This window comes from Pseudomonas sp. microsymbiont 2, assembly GCF_054788395.1.
Window position 1 is genome coordinate 725261 of sequence record NZ_CM139112.1, and the last position, 16794, is coordinate 742054.

The window sequence follows — 16794 nt, forward strand, 5'->3', positions numbered from 1 at the left end:
GAGTTGAACGAGTTTTATATGACCAAGCAGAAAATCAATGGCATCAGTGGCGAAGAGCTGGTCGAACTGACCAAGGCCGCGCTGGAAGACGTCAAGGCCCAGGACATCCAGGTCATCGACGTGCGCGACAAGCACAGCCTGACCGACTACATGATCATCGCCACCGGTACTTCCAATCGCCAGATCAACGCGATGCTGGAAAAAGTCCGCGAAGCGGTCAAGGCCAAGGGCGCCCAGCCCCTGGGCGAAGAAGGCAAGGGCGACAGCGACTGGGTGCTGCTGGACCTGAACGACGTCATCGTCCACATGATGACCGCCGCCGCCCGCCAGTTCTACGACCTGGAGCGCCTGTGGCTGGGTGCCGAGCAGAGCCGTGCCGCCGATGGCAAGCACCACAGCCCGGAGAACACCCACGACTACGCCGACAAGCTCAAGGACCGGGAATAAGGAAGCATCGTGCGTCTGCGTCTGATCGCGGTCGGCTCGCGCATGCCGAAATGGGTCGAGGAAGGCTGGCATGAGTATGCCAAGCGCCTGCCCCCGGAGCTTGCGCTGGAGCTGGTGGAAATCCCGCTGAACACCCGTGGCAAGAACGCCGACGTCGCCCGCCTGATCCGTCAGGAGGGCGAGGCGATGCTGGGCAAGGTGCAGCCGGGGGAACGCATCGTCACCCTCGAGGTCCATGGCAAGCCCTGGAGTACCGAGCAACTGGCGGGCGAACTGGACCGTTGGCGCCTGGATGCGCGCACGGTCAACCTGATGGTGGGCGGCCCGGAAGGGCTGGCGCCGGAAGTCTGCGCGCGCAGCGAGCAGCGCTGGTCGCTGTCGCCGCTGACGTTGCCGCACCCGTTGGTAAGGATACTCATCGGCGAGCAGATCTATCGCGCCTGGACCGTGCTGTCCGGGCATCCCTACCACAAATGAACCTGTAAGCCTGTCCGATGCCGCAGCAGATCCGCCTCAAGGACCACGAGAAAGACGCCCGCCTGGTGCGCAACCGCGTCGTCGTGGGCGCCGTGGCGGTGGTGCTGCTCGTCTGCGTGCTGATCGCCCGGCTGTATTACCTGCAGGTCATCCAGTACGACTACCACTCGACACTGTCGGAGAACAACCGGGTGCATGTGCAACCGATCCCGCCGACCCGCGGGTTGATCTTCGACCGCAATGGCGTGGTGGTGGCCGACAACCGCCCCAGTTTCAGCCTGGTGATGACCCGCGAGCGCGCCGGCAACGCCGGCAAGTGGCAGGAAGTGCTGGATGTGATCGTCGAGGTGCTCGAGCTCACTCCCGACGACCGCGCCCTGTTCGAGAAGCGCATGAAGCAGGGGCGCCGGCCGTTCGAGCCGGTACCGATCCTGTTCGAGCTCAACGAAGAACAGATCGCCCGCATCGCGGTCAACCAGTTCCGCCTGCCCGGCGTTGAAGTGGCGGCGCAGCTGGTGCGTCATTACCCGCAAGGGGCGCATTTCGCCCATTCGGTGGGTTACGTCGGGCGCATCAACGAAAAAGAGCTCAAGACCCTCGACCCGGTGAACTACAGCGGCACCCACCACATCGGCAAGACCGGCATCGAGCGCTTCTACGAAGACGAGCTGCACGGCCAGGTAGGTTACGAGGAAGTCGAGACCAACGCCCGTGGCCGGGTGCTGCGGGTACTCAAGCGCACCGACCCGAAACCGGGCAAGGACATCGTGCTGAGCCTCGACATCAAGCTGCAGGAAGCCGCCGAGCAGGCGCTGGGCGGGCGACGTGGCGCGATCGTCGCCCTCGACCCGCGTACCGGCGAAGTGCTGGCGATGGTCAGCCAGCCGAGCTTCGACCCCAACCTGTTCGTCACCGGCATCGGCTTCAAGGCCTACGCCGAGCTGCGCGATTCGATCGACCGGCCGCTGTTCAACCGTGTACTGCGCGGCCTCTATCCACCGGGCTCGACGATCAAGCCCGCAGTGGCCATCGCCGGTCTCGACAGTGGCGTGGTCACCGCGGGCAGCCGGGTGTTCGATCCGGGCTACTACCAACTGCCCAACTACGACCACAAGTACCGCAACTGGAACCGCACCGGCGATGGCTGGGTGGATCTGGACGTGGCGATCATGCGCTCGAACGACACCTACTTCTACGATCTTGCGCACAAGATGGGCATCGATCGCCTCTCCACCTACATGAACAAGTTCGGCATCGGCCAGAAGGTCTCGCTGGACATGTTCGAAGAATCGCCGGGCCTGATGCCGTCCCGCGAATGGAAGCGTGCCACGCGTCGCCAGGCCTGGTTCCCCGGCGAGACCCTGATTCTCGGCATCGGCCAGGGCTACATGCAGACCACGCCCCTGCAACTGGCCCAGGCCACCGCGTTGATCGCCAACAAGGGCGTGTGGAACCGCCCGCACCTGGCCAAGACCATCGAAGGGCAGCCGCCGGTGGACGAGAACCCGATGGAGAACATCATCCTGCGCGACAAGTCCGACTGGGCCAGGGTCACCCACGGCATGGAGCAGGTGATGCACGGCGCCCGTGGCACCGCGCGCAAGGCCGCCATCGGCTCGCAGTACCGCATCGCCGGCAAGAGCGGCACGGCCCAGGTCGTGGCGATCAAGCAGGGCGAGAAGTACGACCGCAACAAATTGCAGGAACGTCACCGCGACCACGCCCTGTTCGTTGCCTTCGCCCCCGCCGAGGCACCGAGGATCGTGGTCTCGGTGATGGTCGAGAACGGCGAGTCCGGCTCCGGCGTCGCCGCCCCCGTGGTGCGCCAGGTGATGGATGCCTGGCTGCTCGACGAGAATGGCCGGCTCAAGCCCGAGTTCGCCCCCGCCACAGTCGCCCAGGAATCGGCCCCGTGAAGAACAACTTCGACCGCATGCTCTCCAGCGAGGACGTGATGCGCAGACGCGCCAGCTTCCTGCAGCGCATCCACATCGACGGCCCCTTGCTGCTCATCCTGCTGACCCTGGCCGCCGGCAGCCTGTTCGTGCTCTATTCGGCCAGCGGCAAGAACTGGGACCTGCTGATGAAGCAGGCCACTTCGTTCGGCATCGGCCTTGTGTCGATGTTCGTCATCGCCCAGCTCGAACCCCGCTTCATGGCGCGCTGGGTGCCGCTGGCCTACCTGGCCGGGGTGTTCCTGCTGATCGTGGTCGACGTCATGGGCCACAACGCCATGGGCGCCACGCGCTGGATCAACATCCCCGGGGTGATCCGCTTCCAGCCCTCGGAATTCATGAAGATCATCATGCCGGCGACCATCGCCTGGTACCTGTCCAAGCGCACCCTGCCGCCGCACCTGAAGCATGTGGCGATCAGCCTGATCCTGATCGGCGTGCCGTTCATCCTCATCGTCCGCCAGCCGGACCTGGGCACCGCCCTGCTGATCCTCGCCTCCGGCGCCTTCGTGCTGTTCATGGGCGGGCTGCGCTGGCGCTGGATCGTCAGCGTGATCGCCGCGGCGGTACCGGTGGCGGTGGCCATGTGGTTCTTCGTCATGCACGACTACCAGAAGCAGCGCGTGCTGACCTTCCTCGACCCGGAAAGCGACCCGCTGGGCACCGGCTGGAACATCATTCAGTCCAAGGCGGCGATCGGTTCGGGCGGGGTGTTCGGCAAGGGCTGGCTGCTGGGGACCCAGTCGCACCTGGACTTCCTGCCCGAGAGCCACACCGACTTCATCATCGCCGTGCTCGGCGAGGAATTCGGCCTGGTCGGCATCTGCCTGCTGCTGCTGATCTACATCCTGTTGATCGGTCGCGGGCTGATGATCACCGCCCAGGCCCAGACCTTGTTCGGCAAGCTGCTCGCGGGCAGCCTGACCATGACCTTCTTTGTTTATGTGTTCGTCAATATCGGTATGGTCAGCGGCCTTCTGCCCGTGGTGGGCGTGCCGCTGCCCTTCATCAGCTATGGCGGAACTTCGTTGGTGACGCTGCTGTCAGCGTTTGGCGTTCTGATGTCGATCCACACGCACCGCAAATGGATCGCGCAGGTTTGAAAAAGGTGAAGAATTTCATGCAAGCAGTGCGTGGCTGGGCGGCCCGTCTGGCGCCGTGGATCGGCGCGATGAGTCTGTTCGGCGCAGTCCAGCAGGCCAATGCCGGCGATTACGACGGCTCGCCGCAAGTGGCCGAATTCGTCGGCGAGATGACCCGCGACTACGGCTTTGCCGGCGAGCAGTTGATAGGCGTGTTCCGCGAGGTGCAGCGCAAGCAGGCGATCCTCGACGCGATCTCGCGGCCGGCCGAACGGGTCAAGCCGTGGAAGGAATACCGTCCGATGTTCATCACCGACGCGCGCATCGCCCGGGGTGTGGACTTCTGGCGCCAGCACGAGGCCGTGCTGGCGCGCGCCGAGCAGGAATATGGCGTGCCGGCGCAGGTCATCGTGTCGATCATCGGCGTGGAGACCTTCTTTGGCCGCAACACCGGCAGCTACCGGGTCATCGACGCGCTGTCCACGCTTGGCTTCGACTACCCGCCGCGCGCGGAGTTCTTCCGCAAGGAACTGCGCGAATTCCTCCTGCTGGCCCGCGAAGAACAGCTCGATCCGTTGACGCTCAAGGGCTCCTATGCTGGCGCCATGGGCCTGCCGCAGTTCATGCCGAGCAGCTTCCGTGCCTATGCCGTGGACTTCGACGGCGATGGCCACATCAACATCTGGAACAACCCGGACGATGCCATCGGCAGCGTCGCCAGTTATTTCAAGCGCCACGGCTGGGTCGCCGGGGAACCTGTGGTCAGCCGCGCAGACGTGAGCGGCGAGCGTGTCGACGAAGGCTTGACCAGCGGCATCGAGCCGGTGAAGACGGTCGCGCAGTTGCGGGCGTTGGGCTGGTCGAGTCATGATGCGCTGCGCGATGATCTGCCGGTCACCGCCTTCCGCCTGGAAGGTGAAAATGGCCCCGAGTACTGGATGGGCCTGAAGAATTTCTATGCGATCACTCGCTACAACCGCAGCGTGATGTATGCCATGGCGGTGCATCAGCTTTCCCAGCAGCTGGTTCTGGCACGGGGCGTCAAGTAAATGCGCGAACTCTTTACCCTCAATACCGCAAAACTGCTGACTTGCGTCGCCGTGGGCCTGGTCCTGGCCAGTTGCTCCTCGAGCCGGCCCTCGAGCCCGCAAACGGGCAATACCGTGCGTGCGCAGCCGGGCCTGGACATCAACCGGGCCCACAAGGACGGCGCGCCCTGGTGGGACGTGGACGTCAACAAGATTCCCGACGCCACCCCGACCGTGCATACCGGCAACTACAAGGCCAACCCGTACACGGTGCTGGGCAAGACCTACTACCCGATGCAGGATTCGCGCAACTACCGCGCCGAGGGCACCGCGTCGTGGTACGGCACCAAGTTCCACGGGCAGAACACCGCCAACGGCGAGCTCTATGACCTCTATGGCATGAGCGCGGCGCACAAGACCCTGCCGCTGCCGGCCTACGTGCGGGTGACCAACCTGGCCAACGGACGCAGCGTGATCCTGCGGGTCAACGACCGTGGCCCGTTCTACTCCGATCGCATCATCGACCTGTCCTACGCCGCGGCGAAGAAGCTCGGCTATGCCGAGAGCGGCACCGCGCACGTGCGCGTCGAAGGTATCGACCCGCAGCAATGGTGGGCCCAGCGCGGCCAGCAGCCACCGATGATGCTCAAGGAGCCGCAGGTGGCCCAGGCCCAGCCGATTGCCGTCAGCACTGGCCGGGTCGAGCAGTGGACCCCACCACCGCAGCAGCACGCGGCGCCGGTGGTGCCGGTGCAGGTGGGCGGCAACAACGTGCCGAACGCCAACGGTGGCAGCTTCCTGCAGGTGGGCGCGTTCGCCAACCCGGATGCCGCCGAACTGCTGCGCTCGAAGCTGAGCACCATGGTCAGCGCGCCGGTGTTCATCAGCTCCATCGTGCGCAACCAGCAGACCCTGCACCGGGTACGCCTGGGGCCGATCAACAGCCAGGGCGAAATCCAGCAGGCCCAGGACAGCATTCGCCTGGCGAACCTGGGGCAGGCGAAGGTCGTCACTGACTGACGTACGCGTCGGGCCTTTCGTGGGTAAACCCGCTCCCACAGGGTTTTGCACAGATCCTGTGGGAGCGGGTTTTCCCGCGAAGCAGAGCACACCGATCTGTCGGTTTGTTCATGAATTGCCGGGCAATGGCATGTACAATGCCCGTTTTGCCCGCAGCGGCATTACGCCGCAGCTCGCGGGCCAGGCCGCAGGCCATAGAACTAGACTGACGGGGCGCTGGGCAAACGAACTTGCCCACGGAACATCAGACCATTAGCGATTTACGAGAGACGGATGAATATCACCAACCTTGCCAAACGACTTTGCCTGCCCGTTCTGCTGATGATCACGCCCGCTGCCTTCGCGGCGGAGCAGATGACGCCGGCACCACCACAGCTGGCTGCCAAGTCCTACGTACTCATGGACGCGTCCAGCGGCAACGTGCTGGTCGAGAACAACGGTGACGAGCGCCTGCCGCCGGCCAGCCTGACCAAGCTGATGACCGCCTACATCGCCACCCTGGACATCCGCCGTGGCCAGATCGGCGAGAACGACCCGGTCACCGTCAGCGAGAACGCCTGGCGTACCGGTGGTTCGCGCATGTTCATCAAGGTCGGTAGCCAGGTCACCGTCAGCGACCTGCTGCACGGCATCATCATCCAGTCGGGCAACGACGCCTCGGTCGCCCTGTCCGAGCACATCGCCGGCAGCGAAGACGCCTTCGCCGACATGATGAACAAGACTGCCACCGACCTGGGCATGTCCAACAGCCACTTCATGAACCCGACCGGCCTGCCGAACCCGGAGCACTACTCCTCGGCCCACGACATGGCGATCCTGGCGCGCGCGATCATCAACGAAGATCCGGCGCACTACGCCATCTACTCGCAGAAAGAGTTCTTCTGGAACAACATCAAGCAGCCCAACCGCAACCTGCTGCTGTGGCGTGACAAGACCGTCGATGGCCTGAAGACCGGCCACACCGACGAGGCCGGCTACTGCATGGTCGCCTCGGCCGTGCGTGACGGCCAGCGCCTGATCGCCGTGGTGTTCGGCACCAACAGTGAGCAGTCCCGCGCCGCCGAGACCCAGAAGCTGCTGACCTACGGCTTCCGCTTCTTCGAAACCCAGACCTTCTACCAGAAGGGCACCGAGCTGACCCAGGCGCCGGTCTGGAAGGGCGCCACCAGCCAAGTCAAGGCGGGCCTGGCCAACGACCTGACCATGACCATGCCTAAAGGCCAATTGAAACGCCTCCAGGCATCGATGACCATGAACCCGCAGCTGACCGCGCCGATCGCCAAAGGTGACGTGATCGGCAAAGTGGAAGTCAAACTGGACGAGAAAGTGGTTCACAGCGCCGATCTCATCGCCCTCGACGGCGTGGAGGAAGCTGGTTTCTTCGGCCGTATGTGGGATAGCATCCGCCTGTTCTTCTACGGGTTGTTCAACTGATACGTGACCTGCACGCCCCCGTGAACCAGGCGGGGGCGATGTTGCTGCCACGGCTTACGAGGCCGTTTCCGCCATGAGCGAAGAAGACGTCAAGTCGCACAAGATCGAATTCCCCTGCGAGGACTACCCGATCAAGGTGATCGGCGACACCGTTGTCGGTTTCCGCGACACCGTGATCGAGATCCTCAGCAAGCACGCCAAGGTCGACCTGTCGACCCTGGCCGAGCGCCAGAGCAAGGAAGGCAAGTACACCACGGTGCAACTGCATATCGTTGCCGAGAGCGAGAACCAGCTGCACGACATCAACAGCGCCCTGCGTGCCACCGGCATCGTGAAAATGGTGCTGTGATGCCCGCTTGTCTCGGTTTTCGCGATCTTGGCCTGCAGCCCTATGAACCGGTGCTGGAGGCCATGCGTCGCTTTACCGAGCAACGCGGCCCGGACAGCCAGGACGAAGTCTGGCTGGTCGAGCATCCGCCGGTATTCACCCAGGGCCAGGCCGGCAAGGCCGAGCATCTGCTGGTGCCGGGCGACATCCCGGTGGTGAAGACCGACCGCGGCGGCCAGGTCACTTACCACGGCCCCGGTCAGTTGGTCGCCTACCTGCTGCTGGATGTGCGCCGCCTGGGTTTTGGAGTGCGCGAACTGGTCAGCCGCATCGAGCAGACGCTCATCGACCTGCTCGCCAGCTATGGCGTGCAGGCCAACGCCAAGCCCGACGCGCCGGGCGTCTATGTCGACGGTGCGAAGATCGCATCCCTTGGCCTTCGAATCCGCAATGGTCGTTCCTTTCACGGCCTTGCTCTGAACGTGGACATGGACCTTGCGCCATTCCGCCGAATCAACCCCTGTGGGTATGCGGGGCTGGCCATGACCCAGCTGCGCGACCAGGCAGGTCCGATCGAACTCGACGAGGTCAGGACAAGGCTGCGCGGACAGCTGGTCAGGCACCTCGACTATGCTGAGCAGACGACCCTGACGGGCGGAATCGACTGATTATGACAACTGTGCAAGAAGCCGTGCCGAACCTGATCCCCACGCAAGACGTGACCCCGCGTCCCGCGCCGAAGAAAGTCGAGGCCGGCGTGAAGCTGCGTGGCGCCGAGAAGGTCGCGCGCATCCCGGTGAAGATCATCCCCACCGAAGAACTGCCGAAAAAGCCCGACTGGATCCGCGTGCGTATCCCGGTCTCGCCGGAAGTCGACCGCATCAAGCAACTGCTGCGCAAGCACAAGCTGCACAGCGTGTGCGAAGAGGCCTCCTGCCCGAACCTGGGCGAGTGCTTCTCGGGCGGTACCGCGACCTTCATGATCATGGGTGACATCTGCACCCGGCGCTGCCCGTTCTGCGACGTCGGCCATGGCCGGCCGAAGCCGCTGGACGTCGACGAGCCGAAGAACCTGGCCATCGCCATCGCCGACCTACGCCTGAAGTACGTGGTGATCACTTCGGTGGACCGCGACGACCTGCGTGACGGTGGCGCCCAGCACTTCGCCGACTGCATCCGCGAGATCCGCGCCCTGTCGCCGGGCGTGCAGCTGGAGACCCTGGTGCCGGACTACCGTGGTCGCATGGACGTGGCGCTGGAAATCACCGCGCAGACCCCGCCGGACGTGTTCAACCACAACCTCGAGACCGTGCCGCGCCTGTACAAGGCCGCGCGTCCGGGCTCGGACTATGACTGGTCGCTGGATCTTCTGCAGAAGTTCAAGCAGATGGTCCCGCATGTGCCGACCAAGTCCGGTCTGATGCTGGGCCTGGGCGAGACCGACGACGAGGTGATCGAGGTCATGCACCGCATGCGCGAGCACGACATCGACATGCTGACCCTCGGCCAGTACCTGCAGCCGTCGCGTAACCACCTGCCGGTACAGCGCTTCGTGCACCCGGACACCTTCGCCTGGTTCGCCGAGGAAGGTTACAAGATGGGCTTCAAGAACGTCGCCTCCGGCCCGCTGGTGCGTTCGTCGTACCACGCCGACCAGCAGGCTCACGAAGCCAAGATCAAGCTCTGAGCCAGGCTTGAGCGGAACATGCCGATGCGCGCCGGAAGGTGGCATCGGCATTTTTTTTGAGCTGCAAGTTTCAAGCGACAAGCTGCAAGGAGTGGCGTGATGAATGGCCTGGAGTCTGTTGAAAACCTGTTGCCCAAGGCCCTGCCTGGCAATGCCCGATTCGCCATCGTCGCCCCTGCGGGGCCGGCACGACTGGATGCCGACAAGGCCCGCCAGTGGTTCGAGGACCGTGGCCGCCAGTGCCGGGTCTACCCTGGCGCGCTGCTGGCCGATGGCTACCTGGCGGGCAGCGACGAACAGCGTCTGAAGGATCTGCACGATGCCTTCAGCGCCCCCGATATCGACGCCATCCTGTGCATGCGCGGGGGCTATGGCAGCATGCGCCTGCTGGATCGGGTCGACTTCGAGCTGATTCGACGTCACCCCAAGCCACTGGTGGGCTATAGCGACATCACCGCGTTGCATTCGGCGATCAACCGGCATGCCGGGCTGCTGACCTTCCATGGCGCGATGCTCAATGCCGACCTGCTGGGGGGCAAGCTTGAACCGACGGTCAGCTCGCTGTTCGGGCTGCTGGGTGGCGCGTTGCGGGCGGGCGACGCCATCGCCCATCCGGCCGAGTTTGCGCTCACCTGCGTGACGCCTGGCGTCGCCAGTGGGCGGCTGGTCGGTGGCAACCTGTCGTTGCTCGGGGCCACGATGGGCACGCTGGCCGAGGTCGACATGCGCGACAGCATCCTGTTCATCGAGGACGTCAACGAGCCGCTCTATCGTGTTGACCGCTTGCTGACGCAGTTGCGCCTGGCCGGCAAGCTGGAAGGGGTGCGTGGGGTGTTGGTGGGGGACTTTGCCGGGATCACGGTGGCGGCGATGACGCCGCTGCTGCTGGACATCTTCGGCCCGCTCGGGGTGCCGGTGCTGGCCGGCTGGCGCAGCGGGCATTGCGATCCGAATGTGTGCCTGCCGTTGGGCGCAAGCGTGCGACTGGATGCCGAAGAGCAGAGTCTGGTGTTATTGCAGGATCTGTTCAGGGCTTGAGATTGCTTGGGCCAGGCCACAACCCCCTGTAGGAGCGGCCTTGTGTCGCGAAAGGGGCGCAAAGCGCCCCCGCCCGTTTCTAGCGACGCAGGCTATCGAGCAGCTTGTGCGTCGGATAACCATCCGCCGGCCAACCCTGCGCCTGCTGCGCATTGCGGATCGCCTTGCGGGTATTGGCGCCGATGATGCCGTCCGGGTTACCCGCCTCATGGCCATTGGCATTGAGCAGCGTCTGCAGCTCGATCCGCTCGGTACGGCTCAGTGGCAGGTCATCCTTGGGCCAGCTGCCGGCGATGAAGCCCCAGTTGGAGAAGCGATCGCCCAGCAGGCTCACCGCCAGCGCATAGGACGACGAGTTGTTGTACTTGAGGATCGCGCGGAAGTTGTCCAGCACCAGGAACGCCGGACCACGGGCGCCGGCTGGCAGCAGCAGGGCTGCCGACAGCTGGCTGCTGCCTGTTGGCAACTGGGTGCCGGCCGGCAGTTTCACGCCCAGCTGCAACCACTCGCTGACGCTCTTGCGCTGGCTGCCATCGGCCAGCCAGTAATCGAAGCCGGCAGGCACCTGCACCTCGAAGCCCCAAGGCTGGCCACGCTTCCAGCCGGAGGCCTGGAGGTAGTGCGCGGTGGACGCCAGGGCGTCCGCGGTGCTGTTCCAGATGTCGCGGCGGCCGTCGCCATCGAAATCCACCGCGTGGGTGAGGTAGGTGGTCGGGATGAACTGGGTCTGGCCCATGGCGCCGGCCCAGGAGCCGCGCATGGCGTCAGGCTGGATATCACCGTTCTGCAGGATCTGCAGGGCGGCGATCAGCTGGTCCTGGGCGAACTGCGGGCGGCGGCCTTCATAGGCCAGCGTCGCCAGCGAGCGGATCACCGACTTGTTGCCCTGGAACTGACCGAAGTTGCTCTCCATGCCCCACACCGAGACCAGGACCTGGCGGTCGACGCCGTAGCGTTGCTCGATACGGGTCAGCAGCTCGGCGTTCTGCTCCAGCAGTTTCTTGCCATTGCGCACACGCAGCGGCGACAGGGCGCCGTCCAGGTATTCCCAGACCGGGCGACTGAATTCAGGTTGGCTGCGGTCGGCCTTGATCACGTCCATGTCCGGGGTGACGCCGAGGAAGGCGCGATCGAACAGGCTGGCGCCGATACCGGCTTGCAGGGCTTGTTGGCGGAAGCCCGCCTGCCATTGGGCGAATGTCTGCAGAGGCTGGATTTCGGTACCGACTGCAGGCGTGGCGCCAGGCAGCGTGACGACGGGAGCGGGCTGGGCGGGGGCCAGCGGCAGGGCATCGGCGGCGGTAGGTTTCTCGGCGCAGGCGACGAGCAGGATGAAGCTGGTGGCCGCGATCAGCTGGCGGGGCTGCCAGCGGAGAGTGAGACGAGAGGGCATGCACGAATCCAGAATTGCAGGTCAGGTGCCGACCATACCATGACTGGGCTGTTCGTGCCTTTCATGCCGCCATAAAGCAGGAAGCCTCCCAATCTCTCGATTGGAAGGCTTCGCGGCGGTAGCTGCCTTTGCCCTTTTCCGGTCGTTCCTGGCGGCAGCGGAACAGCGGTTGGGCGATGATCGACTTGGCCTTGTTGGGGCCGTGCTTTTTCGGCTTCTTGCTCATGGCGGGTTCCCGGTGGGGTGGATTGCGGACGCACTCTAGGCCTGTAGCGCTATGTGAGCCAATTGATTGTGTTTATTGCGGTGGCCCTCATCGCGGGTCAAGCCCGCTCCCACGATACCTCTGTGGGAGCGGGCTTGACCCGCGATGTGCCTTACTCGGCGGGCAGCGCCAGGCGCTGTCCGGCCATGAGCAGCGACAACCGCGCCAGGCTGGTCCACGGCGAGCCTTCGGCTTGCCCCTTGATCTGCGCATCGATGCGCTGGGCATCTTGCAGCAGCATGGCCCAGCGCTGCGCGGAGAGGCGCTGCAGGGCCTTGCTCACCAACGGACGGCGCTTGTCCCACACCGGAGGTCGCGCCTGGCTGAAGGCCTTGTCCAGGGGCACGCCCTGGCTGAACTGCTGGGCGAGACCCGCCAGCAGGCGCAGCTCGCGGGCCAGGGCCCAGAGAATCACCGGAGGTTCGACGCCTTCGCCGCGCAGTCCTTCGAGCATGCGCAAGGCATGCGCCGCCTCGCCGTTGAGGATGGCATCGACCAGCCCGAACACATCGAAACGGGCACTGTCGGCGACCGCCGCCTGGACGGTCTGCACGGTGATCTGGTTGCCTTCGGCGAGCAGCTTGAGCTTCTCGATCTCCTGGGCGGCGGCGAGCAGGTTGCCTTCTACCCGCGCGGCGATCAGATCGACGGCATCGCGCTGCGCGGACAGGCCGGCCTGGGTGAGGCGCTGGTTGATCCACTGGGGCAGTTGCTGGGCGTCCACCGGCCAGATCTGGATGAACTGGCAGTGCGCGCCTTCGATCAGTGCCTTGCCCCACTTGGTCTTCTGCGCGCTGCCGTCGAGCTTGGGCAGGCTGATCAGCAACAGCGTGTCCTCGGCGGGGTTGGCACAGTATTCGATCAGGGCCGAGGCGCCCTTGTCACCAGGCTTGCCGGAGGGCAGGCGCAGTTCCAGGAGGCGGCGCTGGGCGAACAGGGAAAGGCTCGCGCCGGCCAGCAGCAGGTTGCCCCAGTCGAAGTTGGCGTCGGCGCTGAACACCTGGCGTTCGTCATGGCCTTGCTGGCGCGCCGCGCCGCGGATGGCGTCGGCGGCTTCCTGGCAGAGCAACGGATCGTCGCCGCTGACGATATAGACGGGCGCGAGCGGGCCTTGCAGGTGTTTGTTGAGTTGGGCGGGGGAAAGCTTCATGGCAAGGTACGGGGCACCTCAGGTGCCCCGTTCAGGCTCAGGGAGCCGGGATTTCCATCGGCGACTGCTGAGGCGTCTCGTCGCGCACGCGCTGAGCTTCCTGGAGAGCCTGGGCTTCAGCCTTGGCGCGTTCGTCGGCCTTGCGTTGCAGGTCGTCGAGGCGTGCCGGGGTCAGTTGCTGCAGGCGAGCGAGCATGCCCTGCACGAGGTCGCGACGCATCTCTTCGCGAACCTGGTTCTCCTCCTGGCCCGAACCGTTGATGTTGTTGCCGTTGTACACGTAGTACTTCTGCACTTGCAGCTTGTCGGCAAGCAGTACGCTGTCGTTCAGGCCTTCGATCGAGTAGTTCAGCACGGTAGTCAGCTCGAACTCCGCCGAGCGGCTGCCACCGGTGTAGGTTGCGGCGCGCGAGCTCTCCTGCTCGTTGGTCAGCACCAGCTTGTAGGGCGCGCCCGAGTAGACTTTGACGCCGCTGCTTTCCAGGGTGCGGCGCAGTTGCATGACGGTCGCGCCGTACTGGTTGCGGGCGCCGAGATCCAGCTCCTTGATGCTCAGCTCGTTGGTGCCGGTGCCGCGCAGCTGGAAACCGCAGGCGCTGAGCATGACGGCCAGGCCCATTACCAGCAGATTGCGTTTGATCATGTTGTAGCTCCCTCGTGGACCGAATACGCCCGCCTGCCGGATCGGCAGGCGGGCGTTGCCATCAGTTGGCGACGATGTTGACCAGCTTGCCCGGTACGACGATGACCTTGCGAATGGTCAGGCCGTCGGTGAAGCGCAGGACGTTCTCATTGTTGCGGGCTGCGGCTTCGATTTCCTCGCGGCTGGCGGCGGCGGGCATTTCCACCTGGCCGCGCAGCTTGCCGTTGACCTGCACCACCAGCGTCACGGTGTCTTGCACCAGGGCGCTTTCATCGACCGTCGGCCAGGCCGCGTCGATGGCGGCCTGGTCGTGGCCCAGGGCCTTCCACAGCTCGTGGGAGATGTGCGGGGTGATCGGCGCCAGCAGCAGGGTGACGGCCTCGAGACCTTCCTGCAGCAGGGCGCGGTCCTGAGCGGTGGCCTGCGGGGCCTTTTCCAGCACGTTCATCACGGTCATCACCTGGGCGATGGCGGTGTTGAACTTGTGGTACTGGCCCACGTCGGTGCTGGCCTGCTTGATGGCGGCATGGATGGCGCGGCGGATGACCTTCTGCTCGTCGCTCAGGCTCGCGATGTCCAGCTTGCCCGGCAGGCCCTGAGCTACGTGAGCCTGGGCCAGGCGCCAGACGCGACGCAGGAAGCGGCTGGCACCCTCGACGCCGGAATCGGACCATTCCAGGCTCATGTCGGGCGGCGAGGCGAACATCATGAACAGGCGGCAGGTGTCGGCGCCGTATTGCTCGATCATCGACTGCGGGTCGACGCCGTTGTTCTTCGACTTCGACATCTTCTCGGTGCCGCCGATTTCCACCGGCAGGCCGTCGGTCTTCAGACGCGCGCCGATGATCTTGGCCTTGGCGTCACGCTCGACCTCGACGTCGGCCGGGTTGAACCAGTCCTTGCCGCCGTTGCTGGCGACACGGTAGTAGGTTTCGGCGACGACCATGCCCTGGGTCAGCAGGTTCTTGAACGGCTCGTTGGAGGTCACCAGGCCTTCGTCGCGCATCAGCTTGTGGAAGAAGCGCGCGTACAAGAGGTGCAGGATCGCGTGTTCGATACCGCCGATGTACTGGTCCACCGGCAGCCAGTGGTTGGCGGCTTTCGGATCGACCAGGCCCTTGTCGTAGTTCGGCGAGGCATAGCGGGCGAAGTACCAGGACGACTCGACGAAGGTGTCCATGGTGTCGGTTTCGCGCTTGGCCGCAGTGCCGCATTTCGGGCAGGTGCACTCATAGAACTCGGGCATGCGCGCCAGTGGCGAACCGGCGCCGTCCGGCACCACGTTCTCCGGCAGGGTGACCGGCAGCTGGTCTTCCGGCACCGGCACGTCGCCGCAGGACGGGCAGTGGATGATAGGGATCGGGCAGCCCCAGTAGCGCTGGCGGCTGATGCCCCAGTCGCGCAGGCGGAACTGGGTGCGCGATTTGCCCAGGTCCTTGCGGATCAGCGCGGCCTCGATGGCGTCGAAGGCGCCCTGGAAGTCCAGGCCGTCGAACTCGCCGGAGTTGATCAGCTGGCCATGCTCGCCGTAGGCGGCCAGCCATTCGCTGCCGACTTCGTCGCCAACGCTGGTGCGCACCACCGCCTTGACCGGCAGGTTGTACTTGTGGGCGAACTCGAAGTCACGCTCGTCGTGGGCCGGCACGGCCATCACGGCGCCATCGCCGTAGTGCATCAGCACATAGTTGGCGACCCATACCGGCAGTTTCTCGCCGGTCAGCGGGTGCTCGACGCACAGGGAAGTGGCCATGCCCTTCTTCTCCTGCGTGGCCATGTCGGCCTCGGCGACGCTGCCGCTCTTGCACTCGTCGATGAACGCCTGCAGCGCCGGGTTGCCCTGGGCGGCCTGGGTGGCCAATGGGTGCTCGGCGGCGACGGCGACGTAGGTCGCGCCCATCAGGGTGTCCGGACGGGTGGTGAAGACTTTCAGGGTGCCCGGGTGACCGATGCTGGCCTGGTCGTAGGGGAACTGCACTTCCATGCCGCGGGACTTGCCGATCCAGTTGCGCTGCATGGTCTTGACCTGCTCGGGCCAGCCCGGCAGCTCGTCGAGGCTTTCCAGCAGCTCGTCGGCGTAGTCGGTGATGCGGAAGTAGTACATCGGGATCTCGCGCTTCTCGATCAGCGCGCCCGAGCGCCAGCCACGGCCATCGATGACCTGCTCGTTGGCCAGTACGGTCTGGTCCGCCGGGTCCCAGTTCACGGTGCCGTTCTTGCGGTAGATGATGCCTTTCTCGAACAGGCGGGTGAACAGCCACTGCTCCCAGCGGTAGTAGTCCGGCTTGCAGGTGGTGACTTCACGCGACCAGTCGATGGCCAGACCCAGGCTCTTGAGCTGGGTCTTCATGTAGTCGATGTTCTCGTACGTCCACTTGGCCGGGGCGACGTTGTTCTTCATCGCGGCGTTTTCCGCCGGCATGCCGAAGGCGTCCCAGCCCATCGGCTGCAGGACGTTCTTGCCGAGCATGCGCTGGTAGCGGGCAATCACGTCGCCGATGGTGTAGTTGCGCACATGGCCCATGTGTAGCTTGCCGCTCGGGTACGGGAACATCGATAGGCAGTAGTACGTGTCTTTGCCTGGCTGTTCGGTGACAGCGAACGATTGTTGCTCGTCCCAGGCATTCTGGGCGGCGGCTTCTACATCACGGGGCGTGTATTGTTCGTGCATGGCTACTTTGTATTGAGAGGAATAAGAGACATGTTCCAGGCAGCTCGACCGCGCTGCGTCCGGCACTCCGGTATCTTGAGAGAGTGAACGCCGTAGCATACATGAGCGCCCGGTATCGTGGGAAACCCTGATTGCATCGGCTGCCGGGCGGGCCGTTGGTCGCGGCGAGCGGCCGCTTT

The 16794-nt window shown here is 64.8% G+C and carries 16 protein-coding genes; 11 read left to right on the plus strand and 5 right to left on the minus strand.

The annotated features are described in order from the left end of the window. The first annotated feature begins 18 nt into the window (after positions 1-18). The 11 genes from rsfS to ACYUME_RS03360 all read left to right on the plus strand — a co-directional run bounded on the left by rsfS (position 19) and on the right by ACYUME_RS03360 (position 10496). Positions 19-447 carry a ribosome silencing factor gene (gene rsfS, locus ACYUME_RS03310; RefSeq protein WP_279881306.1) on the plus strand — a complete coding sequence of 143 codons (429 nt, stop codon included), beginning with the start codon at positions 19-21 and terminating at the stop codon, positions 445-447. Between the two features lie 9 nt (positions 448-456). Beyond that, a complete protein-coding gene (gene rlmH, locus ACYUME_RS03315; protein ID WP_258644430.1) occupies positions 457-924 on the plus strand; it encodes a 23S rRNA (pseudouridine(1915)-N(3))-methyltransferase RlmH in 468 nt (155 codons plus the stop codon). A 17-nt stretch (positions 925-941) separates the two neighbouring features. Further along, a complete protein-coding gene (gene mrdA / locus ACYUME_RS03320) occupies positions 942-2840 on the plus strand; it encodes a penicillin-binding protein 2 (protein WP_460418050.1) in 1899 nt (632 codons plus the stop codon). A gap of 38 nt (positions 2841-2878) precedes the next feature. Beyond that, entirely contained in the window at positions 2879-3982 is a 1104-nt protein-coding gene (rodA, locus tag ACYUME_RS03325) for a rod shape-determining protein RodA (RefSeq protein WP_460419278.1), read from the plus strand. Between the two features lie 17 nt (positions 3983-3999). After that, positions 4000-5010, plus strand: coding sequence for a lytic murein transglycosylase B (gene mltB, locus ACYUME_RS03330; RefSeq protein ID WP_460418051.1), 1011 nt, complete (start codon positions 4000-4002; stop codon positions 5008-5010). After that, entirely contained in the window at positions 5011-6009 is a 999-nt protein-coding gene (locus ACYUME_RS03335) for a septal ring lytic transglycosylase RlpA family protein (RefSeq protein WP_279881312.1), read from the plus strand. Positions 6010-6282: 273 nt separating this feature from the next. After that, positions 6283-7443 carry a D-alanyl-D-alanine carboxypeptidase family protein gene (locus tag ACYUME_RS03340; protein WP_279881314.1) on the plus strand — a complete coding sequence of 387 codons (1161 nt, stop codon included), beginning with the start codon at positions 6283-6285 and terminating at the stop codon, positions 7441-7443. A 73-nt stretch (positions 7444-7516) separates the two neighbouring features. Continuing rightward, complete coding sequence (locus tag ACYUME_RS03345; RefSeq protein ID WP_011535839.1) at positions 7517-7792, plus strand: DUF493 domain-containing protein; 276 nt, start codon at positions 7517-7519, stop codon at positions 7790-7792. After that, positions 7792-8439, plus strand: a complete 648-nt coding sequence (lipB, locus tag ACYUME_RS03350; protein WP_279881317.1) for a lipoyl(octanoyl) transferase LipB — start codon at positions 7792-7794, stop codon at positions 8437-8439. The genes ACYUME_RS03345 and lipB overlap by 1 nt, the downstream gene beginning before the upstream one ends. Before the next feature lie 2 nt (positions 8440-8441). After that, on the plus strand, positions 8442-9458 hold the full coding sequence (gene lipA, locus ACYUME_RS03355) for a lipoyl synthase (protein WP_279806618.1): 1017 nt from the start codon (positions 8442-8444) through the stop codon (positions 9456-9458). A gap of 99 nt (positions 9459-9557) precedes the next feature. Beyond that, a complete protein-coding gene (locus ACYUME_RS03360) occupies positions 9558-10496 on the plus strand; it encodes a S66 peptidase family protein (RefSeq protein ID WP_460418052.1) in 939 nt (312 codons plus the stop codon). A gap of 79 nt (positions 10497-10575) precedes the next feature. On the opposite strand, the gene ACYUME_RS03365 is transcribed toward ACYUME_RS03360, so the two are convergent. The 5 genes from ACYUME_RS03365 to leuS form a co-directional block, all read right to left on the minus strand. Beyond that, on the minus strand, positions 10576-11889 hold the full coding sequence (locus tag ACYUME_RS03365) for a lytic murein transglycosylase (RefSeq protein WP_460418053.1): 1314 nt from the start codon (positions 11887-11889) through the stop codon (positions 10576-10578). 61 nt (positions 11890-11950) lie between these two features. Beyond that, positions 11951-12115 (minus strand): alternative ribosome rescue factor ArfA, encoded by a 165-nt coding sequence (arfA, locus tag ACYUME_RS03370; RefSeq protein ID WP_050707056.1) that lies wholly within the window; start codon positions 12113-12115, stop codon positions 11951-11953. A gap of 151 nt (positions 12116-12266) precedes the next feature. After that, entirely contained in the window at positions 12267-13304 is a 1038-nt protein-coding gene (holA, locus tag ACYUME_RS03375) for a DNA polymerase III subunit delta (RefSeq protein ID WP_279881326.1), read from the minus strand. Positions 13305-13341: 37 nt separating this feature from the next. Further along, entirely contained in the window at positions 13342-13947 is a 606-nt protein-coding gene (locus tag ACYUME_RS03380; RefSeq protein ID WP_279881328.1) for an LPS-assembly lipoprotein LptE, read from the minus strand. Positions 13948-14008: 61 nt separating this feature from the next. Next, positions 14009-16615: a leucine--tRNA ligase gene (leuS, locus tag ACYUME_RS03385; RefSeq protein ID WP_460418054.1), complete on the minus strand. Its 2607-nt coding sequence runs from the start codon at positions 16613-16615 to the stop codon at positions 14009-14011. Positions 16616-16794: the final 179 nt, after the last annotated feature.